The sequence below is a fragment of the uncultured Ruminococcus sp. genome, assembly GCF_947301925.1.
Classification (GTDB): domain Bacteria; phylum Bacillota; class Clostridia; order Oscillospirales; family Ruminococcaceae; genus Ruminococcus.
The window spans coordinates 1-24,064 of record NZ_CAMYUE010000020.1 but is presented as its reverse complement, the minus strand read 5'-3'; the positions used below and the strand labels follow the sequence as shown (position 1 = coordinate 24,064).

The 24,064-nt window shown below is 52.3% G+C and carries 20 protein-coding genes and 1 pseudogene; 17 read left to right on the top strand and 4 right to left on the bottom strand.

Translation table 11 applies throughout. The features are described 5' to 3' along the window. Positions 1-156: 156 nt before the first annotated feature. The 8 genes from Q0Y65_RS14280 to Q0Y65_RS14245 all read left to right on the top strand — a co-directional run bounded on the left by Q0Y65_RS14280 (position 157) and on the right by Q0Y65_RS14245 (position 11,382). Positions 157-825 (top strand): response regulator transcription factor, encoded by a 669-nt coding sequence (locus Q0Y65_RS14280; protein ID WP_297961276.1) that lies wholly within the window; start codon positions 157-159, stop codon positions 823-825. A gap of 14 nt (positions 826-839) precedes the next feature. Further along, the gene (locus Q0Y65_RS14275) at positions 840-2,879 is read left to right on the top strand and encodes a cell wall metabolism sensor histidine kinase WalK (RefSeq protein ID WP_297961273.1); all 2,040 of its coding nucleotides are present in this window, start codon (positions 840-842) and stop codon (positions 2,877-2,879) included. A 111-nt stretch (positions 2,880-2,990) separates the two neighbouring features. Further along, positions 2,991-4,433, top strand: a complete 1,443-nt coding sequence (locus Q0Y65_RS14270) for a hypothetical protein (protein ID WP_297961269.1) — start codon at positions 2,991-2,993, stop codon at positions 4,431-4,433. 18 nt (positions 4,434-4,451) lie between these two features. Then, entirely contained in the window at positions 4,452-5,129 is a 678-nt protein-coding gene (gene ispD / locus Q0Y65_RS14265) for a 2-C-methyl-D-erythritol 4-phosphate cytidylyltransferase (RefSeq protein ID WP_297961266.1), read from the top strand. Between the two features lie 58 nt (positions 5,130-5,187). Beyond that, on the top strand, positions 5,188-5,952 hold the full coding sequence (locus tag Q0Y65_RS14260; protein ID WP_297961263.1) for a histidinol-phosphatase: 765 nt from the start codon (positions 5,188-5,190) through the stop codon (positions 5,950-5,952). Positions 5,953-6,042: 90 nt separating this feature from the next. Further along, positions 6,043-6,669, top strand: a complete 627-nt coding sequence (gene pth, locus Q0Y65_RS14255) for an aminoacyl-tRNA hydrolase (RefSeq protein WP_297961260.1) — start codon at positions 6,043-6,045, stop codon at positions 6,667-6,669. Positions 6,670-6,685: 16 nt separating this feature from the next. Next, the gene (gene mfd / locus Q0Y65_RS14250) at positions 6,686-10,147 is read left to right on the top strand and encodes a transcription-repair coupling factor (protein ID WP_297961257.1); all 3,462 of its coding nucleotides are present in this window, start codon (positions 6,686-6,688) and stop codon (positions 10,145-10,147) included. 176 nt (positions 10,148-10,323) lie between these two features. After that, positions 10,324-11,382, top strand: a complete 1,059-nt coding sequence (locus tag Q0Y65_RS14245; protein ID WP_297961254.1) for a hypothetical protein — start codon at positions 10,324-10,326, stop codon at positions 11,380-11,382. A gap of 415 nt (positions 11,383-11,797) precedes the next feature. Here Q0Y65_RS14245 and Q0Y65_RS14240 read toward each other — a convergent pair whose 3' ends face one another. The 3 genes from Q0Y65_RS14240 to Q0Y65_RS14230 all read right to left on the bottom strand — a co-directional run bounded on the left by Q0Y65_RS14240 (position 11,798) and on the right by Q0Y65_RS14230 (position 15,029). Further along, positions 11,798-12,007 (bottom strand): helix-turn-helix transcriptional regulator, encoded by a 210-nt coding sequence (locus Q0Y65_RS14240; RefSeq protein ID WP_297961340.1) that lies wholly within the window; start codon positions 12,005-12,007, stop codon positions 11,798-11,800. Positions 12,008-12,022: 15 nt separating this feature from the next. Continuing rightward, positions 12,023-12,352, bottom strand: a complete 330-nt coding sequence (locus Q0Y65_RS14235) for a DUF6442 family protein (RefSeq protein ID WP_297961251.1) — start codon at positions 12,350-12,352, stop codon at positions 12,023-12,025. Positions 12,353-12,611: 259 nt separating this feature from the next. Further along, positions 12,612-15,029 (bottom strand): GH36-type glycosyl hydrolase domain-containing protein, encoded by a 2,418-nt coding sequence (locus Q0Y65_RS14230; RefSeq protein WP_297961248.1) that lies wholly within the window; start codon positions 15,027-15,029, stop codon positions 12,612-12,614. 347 nt (positions 15,030-15,376) lie between these two features. Here Q0Y65_RS14230 and Q0Y65_RS14225 point away from each other — a divergent pair, with 347 nt between their 5' ends. From Q0Y65_RS14225 to Q0Y65_RS14210, 4 genes are all read left to right on the top strand, one after another. Then, entirely contained in the window at positions 15,377-15,823 is a 447-nt protein-coding gene (locus tag Q0Y65_RS14225) for a LytTR family DNA-binding domain-containing protein (RefSeq protein WP_297961246.1), read from the top strand. 12 nt (positions 15,824-15,835) lie between these two features. After that, a complete protein-coding gene (locus Q0Y65_RS14220; protein ID WP_297961243.1) occupies positions 15,836-16,567 on the top strand; it encodes a hypothetical protein in 732 nt (243 codons plus the stop codon). A 221-nt stretch (positions 16,568-16,788) separates the two neighbouring features. Beyond that, a complete protein-coding gene (locus tag Q0Y65_RS14215; protein WP_297961241.1) occupies positions 16,789-17,208 on the top strand; it encodes a hypothetical protein in 420 nt (139 codons plus the stop codon). A 266-nt stretch (positions 17,209-17,474) separates the two neighbouring features. After that, a complete protein-coding gene (locus Q0Y65_RS14210) occupies positions 17,475-19,778 on the top strand; it encodes an AMP-binding protein (protein WP_297961238.1) in 2,304 nt (767 codons plus the stop codon). 62 nt (positions 19,779-19,840) lie between these two features. Here Q0Y65_RS14210 and Q0Y65_RS14205 read toward each other — a convergent pair whose 3' ends face one another. After that, on the bottom strand, positions 19,841-20,905 hold the full coding sequence (locus Q0Y65_RS14205; RefSeq protein WP_297961235.1) for a C45 family peptidase: 1,065 nt from the start codon (positions 20,903-20,905) through the stop codon (positions 19,841-19,843). 334 nt (positions 20,906-21,239) lie between these two features. Between Q0Y65_RS14205 and rimP the strand changes: the two genes are divergently transcribed. The 5 genes and pseudogenes from rimP to Q0Y65_RS14180 all read left to right on the top strand — a co-directional run. Further along, entirely contained in the window at positions 21,240-21,713 is a 474-nt protein-coding gene (rimP, locus tag Q0Y65_RS14200) for a ribosome maturation factor RimP (RefSeq protein ID WP_297961231.1), read from the top strand. Between the two features lie 44 nt (positions 21,714-21,757). Next, complete coding sequence (nusA, locus tag Q0Y65_RS14195) at positions 21,758-22,993, top strand: transcription termination factor NusA (RefSeq protein WP_297961228.1); 1,236 nt, start codon at positions 21,758-21,760, stop codon at positions 22,991-22,993. A 2-nt stretch (positions 22,994-22,995) separates the two neighbouring features. After that, positions 22,996-23,274 (top strand): RNase P modulator RnpM, encoded by a 279-nt coding sequence (locus Q0Y65_RS14190; RefSeq protein WP_297961337.1) that lies wholly within the window; start codon positions 22,996-22,998, stop codon positions 23,272-23,274. Beyond that, positions 23,243-23,566 carry a ribosomal L7Ae/L30e/S12e/Gadd45 family protein gene (locus tag Q0Y65_RS14185; RefSeq protein ID WP_297961225.1) on the top strand — a complete coding sequence of 108 codons (324 nt, stop codon included), beginning with the start codon at positions 23,243-23,245 and terminating at the stop codon, positions 23,564-23,566. The genes Q0Y65_RS14190 and Q0Y65_RS14185 overlap by 32 nt, the downstream gene beginning before the upstream one ends. A gap of 82 nt (positions 23,567-23,648) precedes the next feature. After that, positions 23,649-24,064 (top strand): annotated as a pseudogene (locus Q0Y65_RS14180) (translation initiation factor IF-2 N-terminal domain-containing protein); the annotation flags it as partial.

Here is a 24,064-nt window from a genome sequence, read left to right as displayed (position 1 = left end):
CTAATCAACATATTGAACTAATAAAACTTTTAAGCTTATTTCAAGATTTTGTGGTATAATAATAGTAAAGTGGAATGGTATACTCATATTGCAGCCGTTCCCGTTCACCGACCATTGCTCTGTCACATGGACAGAGCGGATAAAGGGGGAATTTATATGAGACTTCTTGTCGTTGAGGACGAGATGCAGCTTGCGGATGCTCTTTCGGAGATCCTTAAAAGGAATATGTATAATGTTGATACCGCCTATGATGGCATAGACGGTCTTGATAACGCAATGACAGGCGTGTACGACTGTATAATACTGGATATCATGCTTCCCGGCATGAACGGTCTTGAGGTGCTCAGGAAGCTGAGACAGGAGAGGATAAATACTCCCGTCCTGCTGCTCACTGCAAGGAGTGAGATCGAGGACAAGATAAACGGCCTCGACTGCGGCGCCGACGACTACCTCACCAAGCCCTTCGTTACAGGGGAACTGCTGGCAAGAGTCCGCGCCCTCACACGAAGAAAGGGCGAGATCGTAGACGAGAACAGACTGGATTACAACGGCCTGGAGCTCAATAAGAATACCTGCTCTGTAATGTGGCAGGGCAACGATGTCAAGCTCTCACTGAAGGAGTACCAGATTATGGAGCTGCTTATCTCCAATCCCCACCAGATACTCCCAAAGGAACGCATAATCGAGAAGATATGGGGCTATGAGAGCGATGTGGAATACAACAACATCGAGGTATACATATCATTCCTGAGAAAGAAGCTCTCTGTCATATCTGCTCCCGTGCAGATAAAGACAGCCAGAGGCATCGGTTATTCACTTGAATAAGGAGGGATGCGGCTATGTTGAAGAAAGCTAATGATAAGATGTTCAGAAAAGCGCAGATGAAGCTCTTTACTATGATCGTAAGTATTCTCCTTGCGGTGTTCATCGCGCTTATAGGCTCCATAAACCTCATCACCAAGGCCATTATGAGAGGCCAGTCCAGACAGGTCCTCATGCAGATAGCCTCGGGCATAGAGTATGACGACAAGGAGCTGAAATTCAAGTTCACACCTCCCGACAGCGGAGAGTCCAAAGGCGACAAGGCCAAGACGGACAAGGCCAAGGCGGACAAGGCTTCCGAGCCCTCCAAAAAGTCCACGGAGCCGTCCGTTACCACAGCGGCCTCCACGTCGGCAGCACCTACTACAGTGACTACCTCCACCACAGCCGTAAAGGCTACGGAGCAGGATACTACCAACGGCGACGCAGATCACGAGGAACAGGGCGGCGAGGATCCGTACTACGAGCCCGAGCAGGAGCAGGAGGCTCCTCCCCAGAGCCAGCCCGAGCCCCAGCAGCCTGCCGCACAGCAGCCCGCTACACAGCAGCCTGCAACACAGCAGCCCGCTACACAGCAGCCTCAGCAGGAGGGACAGACTCCCACATGGCCCAACGACTATGGCAAATACTGGGGCGAAAACGGTTTCGACTGGGAAAAGTGGAATGCAGACCACCCGCAGGACGGCCAGCAGGGTCAGTACAACTGGGGCGCATACGATCCCTGGAACCCCTGGAATCCCTGGAACCCCTGGAATCCCTGGAACAATCAGTGGTATCAGGCTCCCAATGTGAACAGCAACGAGTTCGACCGCGAATCCTACCGCAGAGAACACGGCGGCGAGGTCGCAGACAGCAGTGCAGAGGAGAACAGCGGCGAGCCGAGACTGATGAAGACAGTCTACAGCGGCGAGTCCGTGCTGGACGGCTTCACGGTGCTCTCCAACAGAGAGAATGCCGAGGAAACGGTATATGCGGAAAAGGACGACAAGCTTCCCGAGGCACAGAAAAACAGTGGATCACAGTCCAGAGGCGTCTCAAAGGTTGAGCCAATACCGAAGAATCTGGGTTCCATAGACTTCTTCGTGCTCATGTCGGATCCCGACGGCCATTATCTTGCAAAGCTCTACAACGAGGACCTCAATGCGGATAAGGCTCAGGATTACATAAACCGTATCCTTGACAAGAATACCGATACTGGCATGGTGAGCTCATATCAGTTCTATCAGGCCGACAAGTCCAACGGTACCATAGTGGTGCTCACCGACAAGAGCTACGAAATGGATATGCTCAGACAGCTCAAGCGCACAACGGTCATCATCGGCTCCATCGCCATGATAATCCTTTCGGTGCTGGCTTACTTCCTCAGCAAGAAGAGCATACAGCCTATCAAGATCGCCTTCGACAAGCAGAAGCAGTTCGTATCCGACGCAAGCCACGAGCTCAAGACTCCTCTGACGGTAATATCCGCTAATACGGACGTTCTTCAGGGAGAGATCGGCGAGAACAAGTGGCTGGATTACATCAAGTCGCAGACCGACCGTATGAGCATACTGGTAAACGACCTGCTGAACCTGACGAGACTGGAAAACAACACCGTTGAGCTCCAGTACAAGTACTTCAACATGAGCAAGGCCATTGTAAATACGGCTCTGCCCTTTGAGTGTCAGGCCTTTGACAGCAACAAGAAGTTCGAGGTGGACGTGGACGACAATATCATGCTCTGCGGCAGCGAGAAGCACGTCAAGCAGATGGCGGCCATATTCATCGACAACGCTCTGAAGTATTCCAACGACGGCGGTACCGTAAGGGTATCACTGAAGAAGATCGGCGGCAAGAAGGTGCTGTCGGTATTCAATACCGGCGAGGGCATAAAGGTGGAGGATCAGGAGAAGATATTCGAGAGGTTCTTCCGCAGCGACGAGTCCAGGAACCGCGCAACAGGCGGATACGGACTTGGCCTTGCCATTGCGAAATCCATCATAGACAAGCATAAGTTCAAGCTGAATATCATCAATCAGCCCGGACAGAGCGTATGCTTTGCGGTAACAATGCTCTGATGAGCTTCAGGGAGCGCCTTCGGGCGCTCTCTTTTTGTCTGCGGAGGAATTGACATCGGCTGAAAGGTATATTATAATAATAAAGTAATTCACGGGAGGGAAATATAAGCTATGGAAAAAATATACAGGGCTGTTCTCGGAAGAGCAGTATGCGCCGTTGACCTCGGCGACGGCAGCGAAAGAGGCGAGTACGTCTGTCAGGACTATATACTTTCAAGGCTGGGCAGGCCTCACCGCAGTATAAGCCTGATGTACTGCTATTACCCCTTTGACAGGGAGTGGCCTGCGCGTATATCCGAGGCCATGAAGGATAAGGAGGTCTCATTCCAGTGGGACTACCCCTATGACGATTACTTCCCGTATCTCGGCGGTACCGGCGGCAGCCGCCGGGGAGAGCCCTTCAGCTGCATGAGGGATATCCGCCGCCACGGTCAGGACGTTACCCTGACTATAACAATGGATCCTGCCGTTACCGATGAGCAGCTTGCCGCCATAGGCGACGACCTGAAGTCCTTCGGCAGAGTGTTTCTCAGGATAAATCACGAGGCCACGGGCAACTGGTTCTCCTTCAACCGCCGCGCCTCATATCAGGAGGTGGCTGATTTCTACTGCCGCGCCTCCCGTATAATAAAGGAGCAGGCGCCGAATGTGCGGACCGTGCTGTGTATAGGCGGCATAGAGGATATGAACGCCGTTGAAATGGTGAAGGAGCAGGAGTTCGCACAGGCCGTAAGGGAAACCGATATCTGGTCGGTGGATAAGTATATGGCGCTGAACTGGGGATGGCCCTATTCCGTTGCCGAGAGGGGCGGAGACAAGCACCGGAGGAGCTCCGTCCGTGAAGTATTCGAGCTTACAAAGCGCAGCTTTGAGCGCTTCCGTTCCCTTAACGGCGGAGAGGAAAAGCCAATGATAATGTCGGAGATGAACGCCGACGGAGACGTTACGGGTCCCTATGAGCAGGCGGAAATGGTAAGGCTGTTCTGCGATATGCTGGAGGAGGAAAAGGCGGACTGGTTCACGGGCTTCACCTTCTATCAGTTCCGCGACCGCGGCAGGCTGGGACTTGAAAGACAGGATCCCAACTGTCCCGAAGTGGGCATAGAGCAGCCCGTCATGGAGACCTACAGGGAGATAATAAACCGCGAGCGCTTCCTGCCCTCCCTTACCGAGAGCGGGGAGATAACGCTGCCTGCAAAGCTGCGCTGGGGCAGCTCCGAGGACGCCGAGGGCATAGCCGTGCCTCTGCACTTCGACGCGCCGCCCCACTTCTGTGAGCTGTACTTTGAGGACGACTCGAACCTGATGATAGAGCTCAACGGACGGTGGTTCTACAAGTCTCCCGAGGCGAGGGTGATAGACCTTATGCCCGCATTCTTCCATAAGCCCACAGAGGGCGCCGCGGATATGTATATGAGGATATTCGCTCCTCCCGCAAGCGGAGAGAACGACCTTTCCGCTCCCGACGGCATTAACAATTACTTTCACACACTTGAAAAGCTTCCCGTAATAAGGATAAGGACTGCCCCCACCGAGGAGAGCAGGGACAGATAAGATATCGGAGGTAGTACAATGAAAGCATCTGTAGTCATCGTATGCGCAGGTAATTCCACCAGAATGGGCGGCGTGAACAAGATACTGCTCCCACTGGGAGAGAGGAAGGTCATTGGCGTGACCATGCAGGCCTTCCAGTCCTGCGAGAGCGTTTGCGAGATCGTCATAGTAGCCCGCGAGGCTGATATCCCTGCCATACAGGCAGAGGCGGAGGCGGCAGGCATAACCAAGCTGGCGGCCTGTACAGTGGGAGGCGCAACCCGTCAGGAGAGCGTGATAAACGGTATCAGGAAGATATCAAAGGATACCGACCTTGTGGCCGTACACGACGGAGCGCGTCCCCTTGTAAAGCCAGAGCACATAGAAAAGGTCATAAAGGACGCATCTGTATTCGGCGGCGCCACACTGGGAGTCCCGGTGAAGGACACCATAAAGACCGTTGACGGCGGTCTCATTGTGGATACTCCGCCGAGAAGCTCCCTCTATATCACACAGACTCCCCAGATATTCAAAAGGAGCCTTTACTTCGAGGGCATAGATTTCGCTCTGGAGCACGGTCTGGACTTCACCGACGACTGCCAGCTGGTAGAGGCCATAGGCGGCAAGGTGGCCATGACTGTAGGGGACTACACCAACATAAAGATAACCACTCCCGAGGATATAGATATAGCGGAGGTGCTTCTCCGCCGCAGATGATGAGCTTGAATTCTTCATCTGAAAGTGGTATAATCATTCTTTGAAAGGAGTGCGGACCATGTTTGCCAATTACCATACCCATACCAGCCGCTGCGGCCATGCCATGGGCAGCGACAGGGATTTCGTCGAACACGCCATAAAGGCAGGGATAAAGGTGCTGGGCTTTGCGGACCACTGTCCCTGGGTGTTCGGTGACGGGTATGTCTCGGATATTCGCATGACTCCCCATGAGGTGGAGGGCTATTTCAGATCCCTCACCGACCTGAAAAGGGAGTATGCCAACGATATAACCATATACATAGGCTTTGAGGCCGAGTATATACCCCAGCTCATAGAGGCGCAGGACAGGCTCCTTGCTGACTATCCGCTGGACTATATGATAATGGGACAGCATTTCAACGATCCCGAGACCTGCCATGTGTATATGGGGGCTCCCGTTTACGAGGAGAGCATACTGGCACAGTACGTCGACCGCATAATAGAGGGCATGGAGTCGGGAAGATACCGCTATCTCGCTCACCCCGACCTGATACGCTATCTGGGCGGCGACGAGGAGTACGAAAAGCATATGAGACGGCTGTGCGCCTACCTTAAAAGCAGGGATATCCCCGTGGAGATAAACCTCCTCGGTATGAGCGGAGGCAGGCACTATCCCTCGGACAGGTTCTTCCGCATAGCCCGGGAGACAGGGAACAAGGCCATAATCGGCATTGACGCCCATATGCCCGATTCGCTCTGCGATACAGAAGCTATCAGTAAGGGCAGGGAGTTTGCGGACAGATACGGCCTTGAAGTAGTGGAGAAGCTTGCAGGCCTTGAGTGAAGCTCCTGACCTGCCGGTATGAATGAATAGTTTTGCGGACGGCCAATTGCCGTCCATGCAGATATCAAATCAAGAGAGAAGAAGATATATATGAGTATTTTTGATGTGTTCGACAGGATAGCCGCAAATTCTTCCGCGGCAAGAGGTAAAATAGAGTATGTTATAGCAGGTCTCGGCAATCCGGGACTTGAATATGAGAATACCCGTCACAATGCAGGCTTCATGGTGCTTGACCTGCTGGCAGAGCAGCTGGGCGAGAAGATCGACCGCCTGAAGTTCAAGGGCAAGACCGCCGAGGTCACCATAGAGGGCAGACGCTGTCTGCTGCTGAAGCCCACTACCTACATGAACAACAGCGGCGAGGCCATTGTGCAGGCGCTGGAGTTCTACAAGATAGACGCCGCGAACCTTATAGTGGTATGCGACGATATCTCCCTTGACTGCGGAAAGCTCCGCATACGCCGCAAGGGCAGCCACGGCGGCCACAACGGTCTCCGCAGCATATGCGAGCTCACAGGCAGGGACGACTACCCCCGCATAAAGATGGGCGTAGGCAAGAAGCCCCACCCCGATTACGACCTTGCAAAGTGGGTACTGGGCAAGTTCGGCAGGGAGGACTCGGAGAAAATGGCTGAGTCCGCAAAGAACGCCTGCGAGTGTATAAAGCTCATGGTGCAGGGCAGGACCGACGAGGCCATGAACAAGTATAATTCGTGATCTTACGGAGAAGACAATGGATCTGTTTAAAAAGATATTCGGCGAGCTGACAGGCTTCAGGAGCATCAGCGAGGCCATAGAAAAAAAGATATCGCCCGTCTCTGTGACGGGTCTTTCCCATATACACAGGGCGCAGCTCATACACGCCCTCAGCGGTCAGAAGATAAACCTTGTCATCACGGGCACCGAGGCGGAGGCAAAGAAGCTCTGCGACGACATAAACATGATGGCAGGCAGCGAGGAGGCAGTGCTCTTTCCCTCGAAGGAGCTGGTGTTCACTCCCGTTGACAGCACCAATCACGAATACGAGCATATGCGTATAGCCGCCCTTATAAAGGCGGCTAAAAGTCGTTGCGGCGTCATCTGCGCCAGCATAGAGGCTGTAATGCAGCCCGTTATCCCCGTGGGAGTCCTTATCGCTTCGGGCATAGAGTTCTCACATGGACAGGAGATAGACCTGAAGGAGACAGCCCTTACCCTTTCAAGGTGCGGCTATCAGCGCTGCGAAAAGGTAGAGGGCGCGTCGCAGTTCTCCATACGCGGCTCTATCCTCGATATATTCCCCGTACAGTCAGACAAGCCCGTGCGTATAGAGCTGTGGGGTGACGAGATAGACACCATATCCGAATTCGAGACCGATACCCAGCGCCGTACCGATCCCCTTGAAAAGGCGGAGGTGTACCCCTCGGGAGAGGTGCTCTACGACAACGAGGAGCTGGCGGCTAAGATAGAGGAGCTATGCAAGAAGGTGCGCGGCAAGCGCATGGACGCCGTAAGGGAGCATCTGGGGGCAGACGTCAACAGGCTCAGGGCAGGGGAGATACTCGCACACAGCGTGAAATACTATCCCCTTGTGTACGGCGGGGCCTCAACGGTGTTCGATTACATAGACGGAGTGGTTATATTCAGCGATTTCTCCGACATAATGGACAACGCCTCCGGTATCATCACAAGGCACAATGAGGACGTGAAGATCCTCATGGAGGACGGCCAGCTCTGCAAGGGACTGGACGGCTATGTGCTGGAGCTCCCCGAGATACAGCACCGCGCGGAGAAGAAGGTCTGCCTCTATATGAGCAGCTTCATGCAGGGCGGCGAGCGTATCGACTTCCGCAGACTGGTAAGCTTCGAGGCCATGCAGACAGCTCCCTGGAGCGGCGAGATGAAGCAGCTCATGGAGGATCTGGAGGACTACAAACGCCGCGGCTACCGCATGATACTGGCGGCAGGCAGCGAAAAGACCCTTCCCATAATACAGCAGGACATCAGGGACAACGGCATACCCTGCGACCTTGCCTCCGAGAATATCGAGCCCACAGGCGGCCGCGTGCTGCTTATGTCGGGCAGCTTCGGCGGCGGCTTCGAGTACCCCGAAAACAAGACCGTTCTCATCACACAGGGGCGCTCTATGGACTCTGTCCGCAGGAAGCGCCGCAAAAAGAAGAACAAGGCGGAGGAGATACGCTCACTTGCGGACATCACCGAGGGCGACCTTGTAGTACACTCGGGGCACGGTATCGGACGCTTCATCGGCATACGGAAGCTGGAAATGGACGGCGTCACCAAGGACTACATCACCATACAGTACGCAGGCACGGACAAGCTCTATATACCCGTGACCCAGCTGGATATGGTGTCCAAATACATAGGCCCCAGAGATGACAGCGGTGTGAAGCTCAACAAGCTCAGCTCGGGAGAGTGGCAGAAGACCCGCAGCAACGTAAAACGTGCGGTAAAGGACATGGCGCAGGAGCTCATAGCCCTGTACGCCAAACGCGAAAAGAGCGTGGGCTTCGCATTCTACCCCGACGACGAGATACAGCACGATTTCGAGGAGCGCTTCCCCTATGTGGAGACCGACGATCAGCTCCAGTCCATTGCGGAGATAAAGGCTGATATGGAACGTCCCCGCCCCATGGAGAGACTGCTCTGCGGAGACGTGGGCTTCGGCAAGACCGAGGTGGCGCTGAGAGCTGCCATGAAGTGCGTGCTCTCGGGAAAGCAGTGCGCTATCCTTGCCCCCACCACGGTGCTGGCCTATCAGCACTACCAGACCGCCCTGCGCAGGTTTGAGCACTTCCCCGTGAATATAGAGCTGCTCAGCCGCTATCGCTCTCCAAAGCAGCAGGAGGAGATAATAAAGAAGCTGAAACAGGGTCGCATCGACCTGATAATCGGCACCCACAAGATAATCCAGAAGTCAGTGGTGTTCAAGGATCTGGGACTTGCCATAATCGACGAGGAGCAGCGTTTCGGCGTTGCACACAAGGAGAAGTTCAAGGAGAGCTTTACGGGCGTGGACGTGCTGATGCTGTCCGCTACGCCCATACCGCGCACGCTGAATATGGCAATGAGCGGCATAAGGGATATGTCCGTTATCGAGGAGCCTCCCCAGGACAGATACCCCGTCCAGACCTACGTCATCGAGTACAACATGGGCACGGTGATACAGGCCTTAGTCAGGGAGCTCCGCCGCGGAGGTCAGGTGTACTATATCCATAACCGCGTGGAGACCATAAGGGCCTGTGCTTCACGTTTGCAGGAGCTTCTTCCCGAAGCGCGTATAGCCGTTGCGCACGGCCAGATGAGCGAGGACGAGATGTCCGATATCTGGGAGCAGCTTGTGGAGCATGAGGTGGATATACTGGTCTGCACCACCATAATCGAGACGGGAGTTGACGTCCCCAACGTCAATACCCTTATAATAGAGGACTCAGACCGATTCGGCCTGTCGCAGCTCTATCAGCTACGCGGACGTGTGGGACGCTCCAACCGCAGAGGCTACGCCTATTTCACCTATCAGCGCGACAAGGTGCTGACGGAGATAGCCACAAAGCGCCTCAATGCCATGAGGGAGTTCACCCAGTTCGGAAGCGGCTTTCGCATAGCCCTCCGCGACCTTGAGATAAGAGGCGCGGGAAGCATACTGGGCGGCAGGCAGCACGGTCACATGGAAGCCGTGGGATATGATATGTATTTGCAGCTACTCTCCGAGGCTATCGCTGAGGAAAAGGGCATTCAGCCCGAGAAGGTACCCGAGTGCCTTGTGGATATACAGATAGACGCCCATATCCCCGAGAAGTACATATCCAGCCTGAACCAGCGAATAGATATGTACCGCAAGATAATGATAGTAAACGAGGACAGCGACAAGTCCGACCTAATAGACGAGCTCATAGACCGCTACGGCGACCCGCCGAAATCAGTGGTGGGACTCATAGACGTTTCACTGCTGAGAAACAAGGCGGCACACATGGGTATCACAGAAATATCTCAGAAGAATGGCGCTATGTATTTCTATACCGAGTACCTTGTGCCCGGGCAGATAGCGGCGCTCCAGCAGGCCTACAAGGGCAGGATAACCTTCAACGGCGTGGGCAAGTCCTATGTGTCGGTGAAGATATCCCCGAAAATACGTCCCTTTGATATGATGAGGGACACCGTGGAGCTGTTCTATCAGAACAGGGAAAAGAAATAATACCTGCCGCAATATCTGGTCAGAATATGACGGTGACCGCAACTTTTGTATAATATGCTGTAAAAATGTAAGGTTTTTTGGGCGATATGTTACTTTACATACCGACCTTTTTGTGCTACAATGGGGTTGTAAAAATACGGATATCCACCGCTGTTTTTAAAAAAGGAGATACAGATATGGAATACAGAAGAATTATGGCAGGCGCCGCAGCTCTCGTACTGGCTGTATGTGCGGCAGGCTGTGCAGATAAAAAGGACAGCAGTACAAAGTCGGAGGAGACCACCGAGGCCACAACTGCCGCCGAGGTCACTACCGAGGAGGACACCACGGAGGAGGAAAAGCAGCCTCCCACGCCCGTAGATTGCGACGACCCCAACGCGGTCACCTTTGATGACGGAGTTTTCGACTTTGCCTCTGCCAAGTCCGACGACCCCGACTGCGCTTCGGGAGAGCTCTCGGTTGAAGAGCTCATGGGCAATAAGATGCTGAAATTCACAGACGACAATACAGTTCCCCTGTCGGGAAAGGTGCAGAAAATAGATATCAGGGTGCTTCCGCTCATTGGCGCCGAGGGAGCCGCAAAGGTGCGCAGGATAGAATTTGACCTGTACGCTCAGGCTACCGCGGACGGTCTCAAGACCGACGATGCCGAGGGTGTAAGAGCTCCGGGCTGGATAGGCGGAGGCGGCGGAACTGTTACCGCCGATAACGACAAGTGGTACGATTTCCAGGCCTTTGAGGGCGGCGAGTACGACTTCGAGACCTCGGGCCCCGTCCATGCAAAGTTCAAGTTCCTGCTGGCCGACAGCGGACAGTGCTGGACAGAGGATATGGAGGATCCCAACTTCCTCATAATGCGCTGGGGAGTTGCCAACGAGTCGGATATCTATATCGACAACATCGTTTTCTATGACGAGGACGACAATTCTATACCCCTTATTTCGTCAGGCTCTACGGCAGATGAGCTGAAGGAAGAGGCGGAAAAAGCGGCTGACGAACTGAAGGCCGAGGCTGAAAAGGCAAAGGATGAGCTCATGGCAGAGTCCGAGCAGAAATTTGCCGACCTCAAGGCCGACTACGAAAAGGCAAAGAGCGAGCTGGAGAACTCCGCGGAATATGCCGATATCAAGGCCAAGATCGACGAGGCCGAGAAGAAGCTGAAGGAGGACACCGCAAAGGCTCAGGAGGCTATCGAGGAAGCTTCAAAAATGATAGAAGACGCAAGGAATAAGTGATACAAAAAAGCTCCCGCATAACCGTGGTGCTTATATAGCAATTTATGCGTAATTATCGGGGACAAACCTTTCTGAGGAAAGGTTCTTTCCCCGAACCCCTTTTCCAAAGACTTTATAACTGAATTTAGCCCGTGCAGGGCGCTCTTCACAAAATGTGAAATCCGGTAATAACCGGGAAGCGCCCTGCACGGGCTAAATTTAATGCTAAAAGTTTTAGGAAGGGAGTTTGAGGGTGACTCCCCGCAGTGCGGGGAGATGTCACGCAGTGACAGAGGGGACGCGCCTCCGTAAGAGGAACCCTTTTTCAAAAGGGTTTCCCTCAATATCACCCGTAAAACTGTTATATGAGTATAGCGGTTAAGCGGGAGCTTTTCTTTGCAGTGGCGGATAATATCCGCCTCCAAATACATAAATATCAGTCGAAATAGAAAATGTCCTCGAACTTTTTATCAAGGGCTATGCAGAGTATCAGCGCCAGCTTTGCCGTGGGACTGAACTGTCCCGTTTCTATGGAGCTGATAGTATTGCGCGATACACCTACCATACGGGCAAGCTCGTCCTGTGAGAGTCTCTGCTCCTTGCGTATCTCTTTGAGGCGGTTTCGGAGTACAAGTGAATCGTCTATCATACAGTCACCGCCTTACGGTTTGATATTGAATAACTCGCATACGGCCATAAACGTTGATACAGCAAATGTGAATCCCATAGCAGCTGCGCAGAAGATATCCGCAGCGCTTCTGCTCTTTATGGCTCTGTAAAGGTACATTGAGAATGTAATGCTGAACTCCGTTGCGATAACGCCGTAATCCACATGGCCTGTAGCTATAAAGGAAAGTGTTGTGAGCAGCACGATAAAGCACATACTGAAAATGAGAGCAAACCGTGAAGCATTTTTTGATTTATCTATCTCCGCGATATCGCGGTTTTTGTTTTCCTGTCTGCTTTTTGCCAGGATCTCTTCCTTATTCATAATGTTTCCTCCCATATCATGCAAAGTTTTGTTGGCAGTTTTTGACAAGTATACTTGGTATGATCATATTATAGCATTGCCAAGTGTACTTGTCAAGTGTTTGCAAAGTAAACTTGTCATTTTCGTGATTTCAGCTAATCAGACAGCCCAAGAATAGTTGCATATGCACAAAAAAGCCCTTAACTTGTAGGGGCGGCGACTATAAAAATGAAAAGGCACCGTAAAATTACGGTGCCTTAATTCTTAATTCTTAGTTCTGTTAGCCCATAACTACCTTTATCTCATTAACATCAGCAAGCTTATCGGCAGGAACGTAATTGCCCTCCAGCTTTTCGCCGTTGAGGATAAGCTCCTTAACGCCGCTCTGAACGTGTGCGGAGTTGTCGACAGCGATGTTGAGCTTCTTGCCGCGGAAGTTCTTCTCGATCCTGAAGCCGTCCCACTTAGCGGGTATAGAAGGAGCGACAGCAAGTCCGTCAAGGTCGGGACGCATACCGCAGATACCCTCAACGCAGCCTACCATGACTGTTGAAGCCGTACCTGTGAGCCAGTGAACGTGTGAACGTCCCTCATAAGGAGAAGCCTTCGACTCGGTGAACTGACCGTGAACATAGGGCTCCATAACGCGGATCTCAGCCTTGTCGTTCATAGCTGCGGGAGAGCTTTCGAGGAAGTACTCGAATGCGCGGTCGCCGTGGCCGAGGAGAGACTCCGCAAGTATCAGCCAGCCCTGAGACTGCGAGAAGATACCGCCGTTTTCCTTTGTATCAAGGTTGAATACCTGCATGAGAGCGCCCTTGAAGTGGTGGTACTTGTAAGGAGGCTCAAGGAGCTTTGCTCCGTAGGGGGTATTGAGTATATCGTGAACGCTGTTCATAGCCTTTTCAGCCTGCTCGTCGGAAGCAAAGCGTGAGATAACGCTCCAGCTCTGGGGATTGAGCCACATATTTGCCTCGGGATCCTTCTTTGCGCCGACGATAACGCCGTTGTCGCGGATACCGCGGATAAATCTGTCCTCGTCCCAGCACTTTTCGAGAGCGTCGCCCAGCTTCTTCTGAGCGCCGCCGAGGTATGCGATGTAGTCTGTGTCGTTCTTCAGCTCTGCCAGCTCCTTCATAACGTTCATAGCGTAGTAGAGCTGGAATGCAACGAATGTGGACTCGCCCTGTGCTCCCAGACGGAGGCAGTCGTTCCAGTCAGCGTGGAGACCTGCGGGCATATCGTGACTGCCCAGACGCTCCATGGAGAAGCGGATAGCATTTTTCAGGTGGTCGTAAACGGTAGCCTCACCGCCGCCTTCCTCAGCGTAGGTGATGACCTCGTCCAGGAAGCCCTTGTTGCCGCTCTCGCCCAGATACTTTACGATAGTGGGGAAGAGCCAGAGAGCGTCGTCCGCACGGTATGAGGGGTGACCTGTCTCCTTGGCGTAAACGCTGTGCTCGTCGTTCTCGTCGGGGCAGGTCTCGTGGCCTGCGTTGTGGTCGAACTTGACAAGGGGCAGACCGCCGCCGTTGCTGACCTGAGCGGAGAGCATGAAGCGTATCTTCTCAGCTGCCATTTCGGGGTCCAGGTGAATGATACCCTGTATATCCTGTACGGTATCGCGGTAGCCGTAGCCGTTTCTTAGGCCGCAGTACACGAATGAAGCTGCTCTTGACCAGATGAAGGTGATGAAGCACTGGTAAGCGTTCCATACGTTTATCATGTTGTTGAACTCAGGTGAAGGAGTCTCTACCTTGAAGTTTGAGAGCTGGCCGTGCCAGTAGTCCTTCAGCTGCTTTACCTCAACGTCTACTCTGCCTGCCTCCTTGTACTCCTCAAGGATAGCGGCAGCTTCGGGATCCTTGCGCTCGCCGAGCACGAAGATGAACTCCTTTGTCTCGCCGGGAGCAAGAGTGATATCGCTCTGGAGAGCGCCGCAGGAATTGGAGTTATAGTTCATAACGCCGCTGCACTTGCCGTTCTCAACAGCGATAGGGTTTGAGAAAGTCCTGTAGGGGCCGATGAAGTCGCTGAGACTTCCGCAGCAGCCTGTAACGGGCTGACCCACCATGCCGAAGAAGCGCTCCTGACCGTTGTAGCCGTTCTCGTCGAAGCCTGTGTTCTCGTTCATGTGCTGGAGGATACGGTTGCCGCCCTCAAAGCTGGTGCGTGTGATGAAAAGCGTATACTGGAGGTTCACCTGATCCTGCTCGTAGTTGGGCTCGTTGGTGAACTCTATGAGGCCGAATACGGAAAGCTTTCTCTCCTTGTCGGAGGCATTGGTGAGCTTTGCACGCCATACCTCATAGGTCTTTCCGTAGGGAACGTAGTATGTAGTCTCGGACTTTATGCCTGAATACTCGGCAGAAATAACAGTATATGCGGTACCGTGGCGGCATTCGCTCTTATATTTGTCAAGGGGCTTGCCTACGGGCTGCCATGAAGCAGACCAGTAATCCTTTGCCTCGTTGTCTCTTATATAGATGTAACGGCCGGGGAGAGCCATCTCCGAGTTGAAGCGGAAGCGTGAAAGTCTTCCGTTTGCGCCTGATTTGACGAAGCTGTAGCCTGCTGCGTTGTTTGAGATCATAGCGCCGTATTCGGGATCTCCGAGATAGTTGGCCCAGGGGGCGGGAGTTGCGGGGTTAGTTATCACATATTCCTTATTTTCCAGATCAAAATGTCCGTACTGCATAATACCAATCTCCTTCTGAGCTGCCTTTGGACAGTGCTTTCCGCGGGCAGAAAATATCACTATAATTATATCATCTAATGGATTTTTTGACAAGGGGGTAATAATGAACATATCGTAAACATCCGTCCGAAAATGGCGGTTTGATGATACAAATAGTAATATTCAGCAGTGAATGTGCGGATAGTTTATAAAGCCGCGGAAGCCGCAGGAAGCTTCCGCTCCCTGATGTGCAAGCTGTGAAGCGGTATGTGCAAGGTATGCATAAGGGATTGATTTTTGCAGGCCCGTTGTTTATAATATAATCACAGGAAACAGCTGATACTGTAAAAACAAGGGAGGAGGCCGGAATGAAGATCAGATTGCTTGTAAGCGACGAACACTACGACGCCATAGCGGCCGAGCTCATAAAAAAGGGTATAGATATCGACGACGACGCGGAGCTGATACTCTCGGAGAAAAACGTCACGGTCACTCATCTCATAGCGCGGCGCGGCGACGAAATATACAGACTGGAAACCAAGGATATCTCTCATATAGAGAGCTTTGCACATGATATCGCGGCCTACTGCGGCGGCGAGGAGTACAGACTGTCGGAGCCTCTGCGCAGGCTCTGCGAGATACTTGACCCGAAGGAGTTCATAAGGGTAAGCAACTCCGTGATAGTGTCGGTATCACATATAAAGAGCATACGGCCCGCGCTGTCGCAGAAGTTCACGCTGACAATGAAAAACGGCGCAAAGGTGGACGTCACAAGGACGTATTACTACATATTCAAGGAATTTTTAGGCATATAAGGAGGGATAACTATGGGAGCAAGTAAGGCTGGACTTATAGGGGTATTCGTTCTTCTGCTGATCGTTGTACTGACAGTTGCGGCGGCATTTATGATATACAAGGCGGCTTATAAGCGTAAGATAAACAGGCGTCTGGCAGAGGGCAGAGAGGCAGAGATAAAGCCCATGATGTCACCTGTGAAGTTCGTTGTGATAACACTTCTTTCGGCTTTGGGCGCTTTATTTCTGCTGTGGATCATATTATTGGCCGTTTTTGCTGCGGACAAGCAGAAAATGGTGCATTATCCCACTCTGTACACAATTGACGAGTCTCTGGAGAATTCTCCTCTTTCACGGAACGAGTACGGAGAGATAAAGGGATACAGACATTATACAAAGGAATATGAAAAGGTGCTCCTTGATGTATATATCCAGGAGAGCTTCCCGGGGCCTTTCCCGTCTGTTATGATATCCGTGAAAAGCAGGGAGAGCTTTGACTACGGGAAGATGAAAGCGGAAGTGAGCTTCGGCAACAAAAACAGGACCGGTATTCTCTACGGCAGCAGGGAGGAGGAAGGCGGTCTTCTTGTCCTTGACAACGGCGGATATAAAGGCGACATCACCTTCACCTGTGATCTGTTTTATGACAAAAACGCAGTGACAATGGAGCCTGATGTCAGTCCCGATGAGAGCTGCAGGCTCGATCTCAGCATAAAGGAGGCAGGCGTTGTAGCCTGTCCGCAGCTGGGCATAACAGTGGAATAAAAGGAATATAATACCATGCAGGCGGCTGTTTTCAGCCGCCTGTTACATTTGTCAGAAAAAAAGTGACAAATGTCACTCGCAAAATTACAATCCTCATCTTCCATTATTTCCGTATCCGTGTATAATAGAAGCATAGGGTTGCGCAACGCCTGAACAAAGAAAACAAGATAAACCAAAGCAAAGATATGTAATATGATAATGTTTTATAAGGAGAAATTGTTATGAAAGCTAATTTTAAGAAGATCATCACAGCTTTAGCAGCATCAGTAATGTGTGCAGTTCCCATGGCAGGTTCACTTTCCGCAAACGCAGCAAATACAGACGAATTGTGCAGAGGCATCTCCATCGAAAGTGCTTCGGAGATCAAACTGGCTGATACAGGAATGAAGGTTTCGGGAATAAAGGGAGCATCCCTTTCAAATGGCAGCAAGATCCCCGTGGGCTCCCTCACAGCAGTTTATGATCCTGATTGTCCTCCTCTCGGCGGAGGCGGCCCCGACTGCGGACCTGTTCGCCACTGGCCCGAAGACGATGATGATATAATCATTGTCGTAGTTCATGGACCCAGACCCAGACCCTCTGGCCCTGCCGGTCCCTGCTTTTCTCCGGCGCTCAATGATCGCGTTCAGCTCAGAGGCTGATTGAGTTACTTATAAGGATATAAAGGGATTTGATATATATGAAAGCTCCCCTGTGAAGCCGCCGCATGGCTTTACGGGGGCTTTCTCTTTTTACGGCCTCTTATGGGAGGCATGGTGCGGAGGTCCCGATGTTCAGGAAAAAGTTGACAATTCGGCGGTACAGTGATATAATTACAGTTACAAGTGCAGACGGATATATGCAGTAACGCGGCGGATACGGCCGTGTTGCCGTATGCGATTTTTCGGAAAGGAGCAGACTTGCTGCTATGAATATGTTTGATCCCGAGTTCAAGATAAAAGAGGTCGCTGAGCGAATCAGGCTCACCCGTGAATCGGTGGGGCTTACTCCGAAGGAAATGGCCGACAAGATAGGAGTTTCGTCCTATGAGTACCTTGCCTACGAGGGCGGTGCAAAGGATTTCAGCTTCAGCTTCATATATAAGTTCGCAAATGCCTGCGGAGTTGAGATAACGGACCTTATGGAGGGCGAATCTCCCCATATAAAGAGCTTTGATATCACAAGGGCAGGAGAGGGACTTCCCATTGCCAGAAGAAAGGGTCTGAGCTACCTGAGACTGGCTCCCAAGTTCCGCAATAAGATAGCAGAGCCCTTCCTCGTTACCATTCCCTATGTTGACGAGGAGTTCAGAGTTCCTCACCCCCACACCCATGAGGGTCAGGAAATGGATATCGTCATCAGCGGACAGCTCAAGGTGCAGGTGGGCGACAATGTTGAGATACTCAACGAGGGCGACTCTATCTATTACGACAGCTCCGAGCCCCATGACGAGTGGGCAGTGGGCGGCAGGGAGTGCAAGTTCTACGCTATAGTATGCGGCGTAAATCAGCCCCAGCACGCTATCTCAAACCTTGATCCCGTTATACTTCCCGGCGTCACCAATTTCGACCTTGCGCATATACAGGATCCCGTTGCGGACAGATTCGTAAAGCTGGAAACGGATACGATGGGCAATCTTACGGGCATAAGCTTCATAAACGAGGAGAAGTTCAACTTCGGCTTCGATGTGGTTGACGCTCTTGCGGCAAAATGTCCCGACAAGGAGGCTCTTATCTACGTCGGAAACGATATGTCCGAGAGAAGGTTCACCTTCGCGGACATGAAGAAGTATTCCAACATGACTGCCAATTATTTCTTGTCAAAGGGCATAAAGAAGGGCGACAGGGTAATGCTCGTCCTCAAGAGACATTATCAGTTCTGGTTCTCTATCCTTGCCCTTCACAAGATAGGCGCTATAGTTATCCCCGCCACTAATCAGCTGGTGCAGCATGACTTTACATACCGCTTCAAGGCTGCGGGAGTAAAGGCTATCGTATGTACGGGCGACGGCGACGTTGCTCATCAGGTTGATCTTGCCGAGGAGGAGTTGGGCATACATCTCATAAAGATGATGGCTCACGGTGAGCGCGAGGGCTGGGCGGATTTTGACAAGGAGATGTCCGAGTTCAGCGACGTATTCGAGCGTCCCACCGATCCCGAGAAGCTCTCCTGCGGCAGCGAGCCCAACCTTATGTTCTTCACATCGGGCACCACGGGCTACCCAAAGATAGCCACGCACAGCCACAAATACGCTCTCGGCCACTTCATCACCGCACGCTACTGGCATAACGTAGACCCCAACGGCATACACTTCACCATATCCGATACAGGCTGGGGCAAGGCGCTCTGGGGCAAGCTCTACGGACAGTGGCTCAGCGAGACCTGCGTGTTCGTATACGACTTCGACCGCTTTGACGCAAACAAGATACTTCCCATGTTCAGGAAGTACAATATAACCACATTCTGCGCACCTCCCACCATGTACAGGTTCTTCATCAAGGAAGATCTCTCCAAGTTCGACCTGACCTCCATAAAGTACGCTACTGTTGCGGGCGAGGCTCTCAATCCCGAGGTATACAACCAGTTCCTCAAGGCTACGGGAGTAAAGCTCATGGAGGGCTTCGGCCAGACCGAGACCACACTTTCCATCGGCAACTTCGTAGGCATGACCTGCCGTCCCGGCTCTATGGGCAAGCCTAGCGTGCTCTATGACGTGGATATCGTGGATCCCGACGGAAAGCCCGTAAAGACAGGCGAAACAGGCGAGATAGTTATCCGCACTGACAAGAATACTCCCTGCGGACTCTTCCTGGGCTACTACAACGACGAGGAAAAGACCAGGGAGGCCTGGAGCGACGGCATCTACCACACAGGCGATACCGCGTGGAAGGACGAGGACGGCTATTTCTGGTACGTCGGCCGAGTTGACGACGTTATCAAGTCCTCGGGCTACCGTATCGGTCCCTTCGAGATTGAAAGCGTTATCATGGAGCTTCCCTACGTCCTTGAATGCGGCGTAAGCGCCGCTCCCGACCCCGTAAGAGGTCAGGTGGTAAAGGCTTCCATCGTTCTTGTAAAGGGCACAGAGGGCACCGACGAGCTGAAGAAGGAGATACAGGACTATGTCAAGAAGCATACAGCTCCTTACAAGTATCCCCGTATAGTTGAATTCAGGGACGAACTTCCCAAGACTATCAGCGGCAAGATCAGGCGTGTGGCTCTCAAGGGCTGAGTTTAAAAGCTAAGAGCTAAGAATAAAAAAGACGTTCCTGCGGGAACGTCTTTTTGTTTTTGTTATTTCAGGTCAAAATCCCGGGCGGCTTCGCTTTTGCGGTGAGGCCATATCCTGCCGCTCCTGCTGCTGAGATCGTATACCACCGACCACTGGAGCCTGTCGGACTTGTCCCTGTTGTACAGGCCAACTGCATTGAGCAGCTCCTCGCAGGTGTCCATGTCAAGCTTGTTGTCACGCTGGGTTATCACCTGCTCTACTGCCTTCTGCCTTTCAAGGGAGTCGGGAGACTCGAAGATGTTAAGATCCTGATAGGCGATATGGTTGGCGGCTATCTGATGATCGCCGTCAGGTCTTACTACCTGAAGATCGCCGTCGTAATACTCAACGATGACGGAGTCGCCGCTTGCGTCGGCTATAAATATATGCGTTTTTAGTCCGCCGCTGAAATATACGTTGTATTTCCTGAGAAGCTCAACGGCTTCGCCTGTGCTGGCGGCCTTGTCGAGAATGAGCCTTATTGCTGTGGTCTGGTTGATGCTGACCTTGTTATCGTCATGGACTGTGGACACCACGGGTACTACCAGAAGTGCAGCTGACACGCCCTTTTCGTTCATGCCGTCACAGGGAAAATACGGAGCGGTCAGAAGGGCGCAGTTGTTTATGGAAAAGCCGTTGTCGGGAACTCTGTCCTTGTTGTAGCCTATGCCGAAAAGGGTCGCCGTGGAAACGGAGGCGTAGCCGTTTTCGGGATCGGTGTATACCTGTACGAAGGGGGCCTCTTCAAAATCAAAATTGCGGCCGAGTATCACATCGCCGTTTTCATTGCGCGAAACAAAGGCGGTGCAGCCTTCGCCCAGCACCCGAAACGCTGACGCGGCGCCGTGGAGTATCTCCTTATTCAGGAATTGTGCGAACTCCTTGTCGTTCTCTGCGCCTGTTTCGAGGAATTTGTCCAGCTTGTAATCGTTGTAGCAGGTCATGGTATAAGCGCCGCTGCCTTCGTTCTTCAGGCTGCGGACGGTCTTTATGTCCTTGCGCAGATACAGGAACAGCGCCAGTGCGGCGATAACTGCCAGCAGCAGTATTACAAGGACTGTGTTGCGGATTATTTTCAAAGCCTTCATTCTCAGCACCTCTTTCCGGAAAATGTATCTGAATTATAGCATAAAAGGGACGGGGTTGTCAATAAATCGGGGAGAAGCCGGCGGATAGAGCTGCTTTTAACGCCCTTTGAAAAAAACATGGATTTTTTTGAAAAAAATTCCGAAAAACACTTGATTTTTGCGAAAAACCGTGTTATAATACTTTATGATGATAGTAAACCCAAAGACCGGAACCCTTCCGGTCTTTAGTATTTATACAGTCAGCGCGGTTTTTGCAGGCCGTATAAATGCCGATATTACGTTGCTATTACTTTACAGAGAAAGGAGATACCCGATATTTCGGGAAAAACTGCCTATGAAATTCAAGAAATTCGGCGGTACCGAGCAGAAGGTCTACGACCTTATCAAGCCAATAACCGACGAGCTGGGCTACTACCTCTGGGACGTGTGCTATGAGAAGGAAGGCGCCATGTGGTACCTGAGAGTGTTCATCGATCAGGACGAGGGCATCACCATTGCCGACTGTGAACGCGCAAATGCTCCCATAAGCGATATCCTTGACGAAAAGGATCCCATTCCCCAGAGCTATATGCTGGAGGTGGGCTCGGCAGGTCTGGAGCGCGAGCTGGTCAAGGAGGAGCACTTCGAGGTGTGCCGCGGGGATAAGGTGAAGATACGCTTCATCAGGGCTGCGGAAGGCGAAAAAGAAATAGTCGCACAGCTCACCGGCGCAGACAAGGAGGGCGTCACAGCCGTTCTCGACAGCGGAGAGGAAAAGAAATTCCCGTTATCGGATATCGCTTTCGTAAAGCTGTATCTCGATTTCTGAAATGTAAAAAAACAAAATATAATATATTGGAGGAATTTACAGACATGAACATGAATAAGGACTTTTTCAAGGCGCTTGAGGCTCTTGGAGAGGAAAACAGCGTTGAGACCGAGCTTCTCATCGATAAGGTAAAGTCGGCTATGCTCAAGGCGGCAAGAAGAGCCTACCCTCACAGCGAGGAGAGGATCTCCGTGGAGATAGACCCCAAGACAAAGAAGTTTGAAATGTATATCAGACAGGATATCATCGACGACGAGCCTATCGACGTTAACGAGGTCAATATCGACGTTGCAAAGACTATGGATCCCAATGCCGTCGTCGGCGGCACTATCCTCAAGGAGCTGGATATCTCCAAGCTGGGCAGAATGGCTGCCCTCTCCGCAAAGCAGTCCATCAAGGGCGACCTGAGAGAGATCAACCGCGAGCAGATGCTCAGCAAGTTCGAGCAGAAGGAGCACGAGTGCATTACCGCCAAGGTATCACAGGTAGAGCCCGGCAGAGGTACGGTCACTGTGGTATACGACGGAACAGAGCTCTACCTCTTCCGCAATGAGCAGATACCCGGCGAGAACCTGGAGGAAGGAAAGTCCGTAAAGGTATACATCACAGGCATCGTGGGCAAGAACAAGAAGCCTGTTGTAAAGATCTCCCGTACACACAAGGACCTGGTAAAGAGACTCTTCGAGCAGGAGGTCCCTGAGATATACGACGGCACCGTTGAGGTGAAGTCCATATCCCGTGAGGCAGGCTCAAGAACCAAGATCGCCGTATGGTCAAAGGACGAGAACGTTGACGCTGTAGGCGCCTGCATAGGTCCCAAGCGTTCAAGGATCACCGCTGTGGTAAACGAGCTCAGCGGCGAAAAGATAGACATTATCCCCTGGAGCGAGGTCCCCGAGGAATTCATCGCAAGAGCTCTTGCTCCCGCAGAGGTGCTCAAGACAGTCATCACCTCAATGGAGGAGAAGGCCTGCACGGTCATCGTTCCCAATAATCAGCTCTCGCTGGCTATCGGAAACAAGGGACAGAACGCCAAGCTTGCTGCCAAGCTCACAGGCTTCAAGATCGACATCAAGCCCCAGTTCGACAACCTCACGGGCGAGGAGGCTCCCGAGATGAGCCCCAACTTCGTGGCTCCCGTATTCGAGAGCGTTCCTGCCGAGGAAGAGGAGAAAACGGAGGAGGCCGCTGCCGATGAGGAGAACGCCGCTGCCGATGAGGCTGTTGCAGAGACAGCCGAAGAGGAGAGCGCTCCCGCTGAGGAGAAGGCCGAGGAATGACAATGAAGCCCAGAAAGATACCCATGAGAATGTGTCTCGGCTGCAATGAGATGAAGCCAAAGATGGAGCTCATCCGCGTGGTAAAGTCTCCCGAGGGGGAGATAAGCCTTGACTTCAAGGGCAAGGCCGCAGGCAGAGGCGCTTATATCTGCCGCAGCACGGAATGTCTGGAAAAGGCAAGAAAGGCAAGGCGCTTCGAGAGATCCTTCTCATGCAGGATAGACGACAGTGTATACGAGGTGATGATGAGTGAGCTCGGAGAAGAACCGAAGGACAGCTAATCTGCTGGGTATATGCATTAAGGCAGGCAAGACCGTAAAGGGCTTCGACAGCGCTGTCGAGGCAATAAAGAACGGCACGGTCCACTGCGTACTTACCGCTGCGGATTCTTCGGAAAAGACCGTCAAGGAGGCTGATTACTACTGCGGTAAATTCAGCGTGAGACACTTCCGCACTGAGCTGAGCAAATTCGATATCGGAAGGCTCTGCGGCAAGGAGACCGCTGTCATCGCAGTGACAGACAAGGGCTTCGCGGACGGCTTTGAGAGGATAATATCCGACGGATCGCAGTAATGCGTTGACATAGATGGTTATATGAGAACATTTTGATACTGATGCCGCTGTGCGGCAGACACAATTGGAGGTAATAAAGCCTATGGCAAAAAAGATAAAGTTAAGTGACGCTGCAAAAGATCTCGGACTTTCCTCGCAGGAACTCGTTGAGTTCTTCGCAGGAAATGGCGACAATAAGAAAAAGACGGGTTCATCCCTCACAGAGGAGGAGATGAATTCCGTTCTCGAGCACTACACAAAGGAGCGCTATGCGGTAAGCTCCCTCAATGACTACTTCAATTCCAAGAACGATCCCCGTCCCGTGAAGGAGGAGGCTCCCAAGGAGGAGAAGAAGGAGGAGAAGAAGGCTGCTCCCGCAAAGAAGGCTGCCGAGAAGAAGGAGGAGAAGAAGGCTGCTCCCGCGAAGAAGGCCGAGCCCGAGAAGAAGGAGGAGAAAAAGGCTGCTCCCGCGAAGAAGGCCGAGCCCGAGAAGAAGGAGGAGAAAAAGGCTGCTCCCGC

Coding starts and splice junctions, on each gene's coding strand:
- Q0Y65_RS14275 (WP_297961273.1), top strand. CDS start 840: ATGTTGAAGAAAGCTAATGATAAGATGTTCAGAAAAGCGCAGATGAAG.
- Q0Y65_RS14230 (WP_297961248.1), bottom strand. CDS start 15,029: ATGCAGTACGGACATTTTGATCTGGAAAATAAGGAATATGTGATAACT.
- Q0Y65_RS14245 (WP_297961254.1), top strand. CDS start 10,324: ATGGAATACAGAAGAATTATGGCAGGCGCCGCAGCTCTCGTACTGGCT.
- Q0Y65_RS14270 (WP_297961269.1), top strand. CDS start 2,991: ATGGAAAAAATATACAGGGCTGTTCTCGGAAGAGCAGTATGCGCCGTT.
- Q0Y65_RS14260 (WP_297961263.1), top strand. CDS start 5,188: ATGTTTGCCAATTACCATACCCATACCAGCCGCTGCGGCCATGCCATG.
- Q0Y65_RS14205 (WP_297961235.1), bottom strand. CDS start 20,905: ATGAAGGCTTTGAAAATAATCCGCAACACAGTCCTTGTAATACTGCTG.
- Q0Y65_RS14210 (WP_297961238.1), top strand. CDS start 17,475: ATGAATATGTTTGATCCCGAGTTCAAGATAAAAGAGGTCGCTGAGCGA.
- nusA (WP_297961228.1), top strand. CDS start 21,758: ATGAACATGAATAAGGACTTTTTCAAGGCGCTTGAGGCTCTTGGAGAG.
- Q0Y65_RS14190 (WP_297961337.1), top strand. CDS start 22,996: ATGAAGCCCAGAAAGATACCCATGAGAATGTGTCTCGGCTGCAATGAG.
- ispD (WP_297961266.1), top strand. CDS start 4,452: ATGAAAGCATCTGTAGTCATCGTATGCGCAGGTAATTCCACCAGAATG.
- pth (WP_297961260.1), top strand. CDS start 6,043: ATGAGTATTTTTGATGTGTTCGACAGGATAGCCGCAAATTCTTCCGCG.
- mfd (WP_297961257.1), top strand. CDS start 6,686: ATGGATCTGTTTAAAAAGATATTCGGCGAGCTGACAGGCTTCAGGAGC.
- Q0Y65_RS14235 (WP_297961251.1), bottom strand. CDS start 12,352: ATGAATAAGGAAGAGATCCTGGCAAAAAGCAGACAGGAAAACAAAAAC.
- Q0Y65_RS14280 (WP_297961276.1), top strand. CDS start 157: ATGAGACTTCTTGTCGTTGAGGACGAGATGCAGCTTGCGGATGCTCTT.
- Q0Y65_RS14220 (WP_297961243.1), top strand. CDS start 15,836: ATGGGAGCAAGTAAGGCTGGACTTATAGGGGTATTCGTTCTTCTGCTG.
- rimP (WP_297961231.1), top strand. CDS start 21,240: ATGAAATTCAAGAAATTCGGCGGTACCGAGCAGAAGGTCTACGACCTT.
- Q0Y65_RS14225 (WP_297961246.1), top strand. CDS start 15,377: ATGAAGATCAGATTGCTTGTAAGCGACGAACACTACGACGCCATAGCG.
- Q0Y65_RS14215 (WP_297961241.1), top strand. CDS start 16,789: ATGAAAGCTAATTTTAAGAAGATCATCACAGCTTTAGCAGCATCAGTA.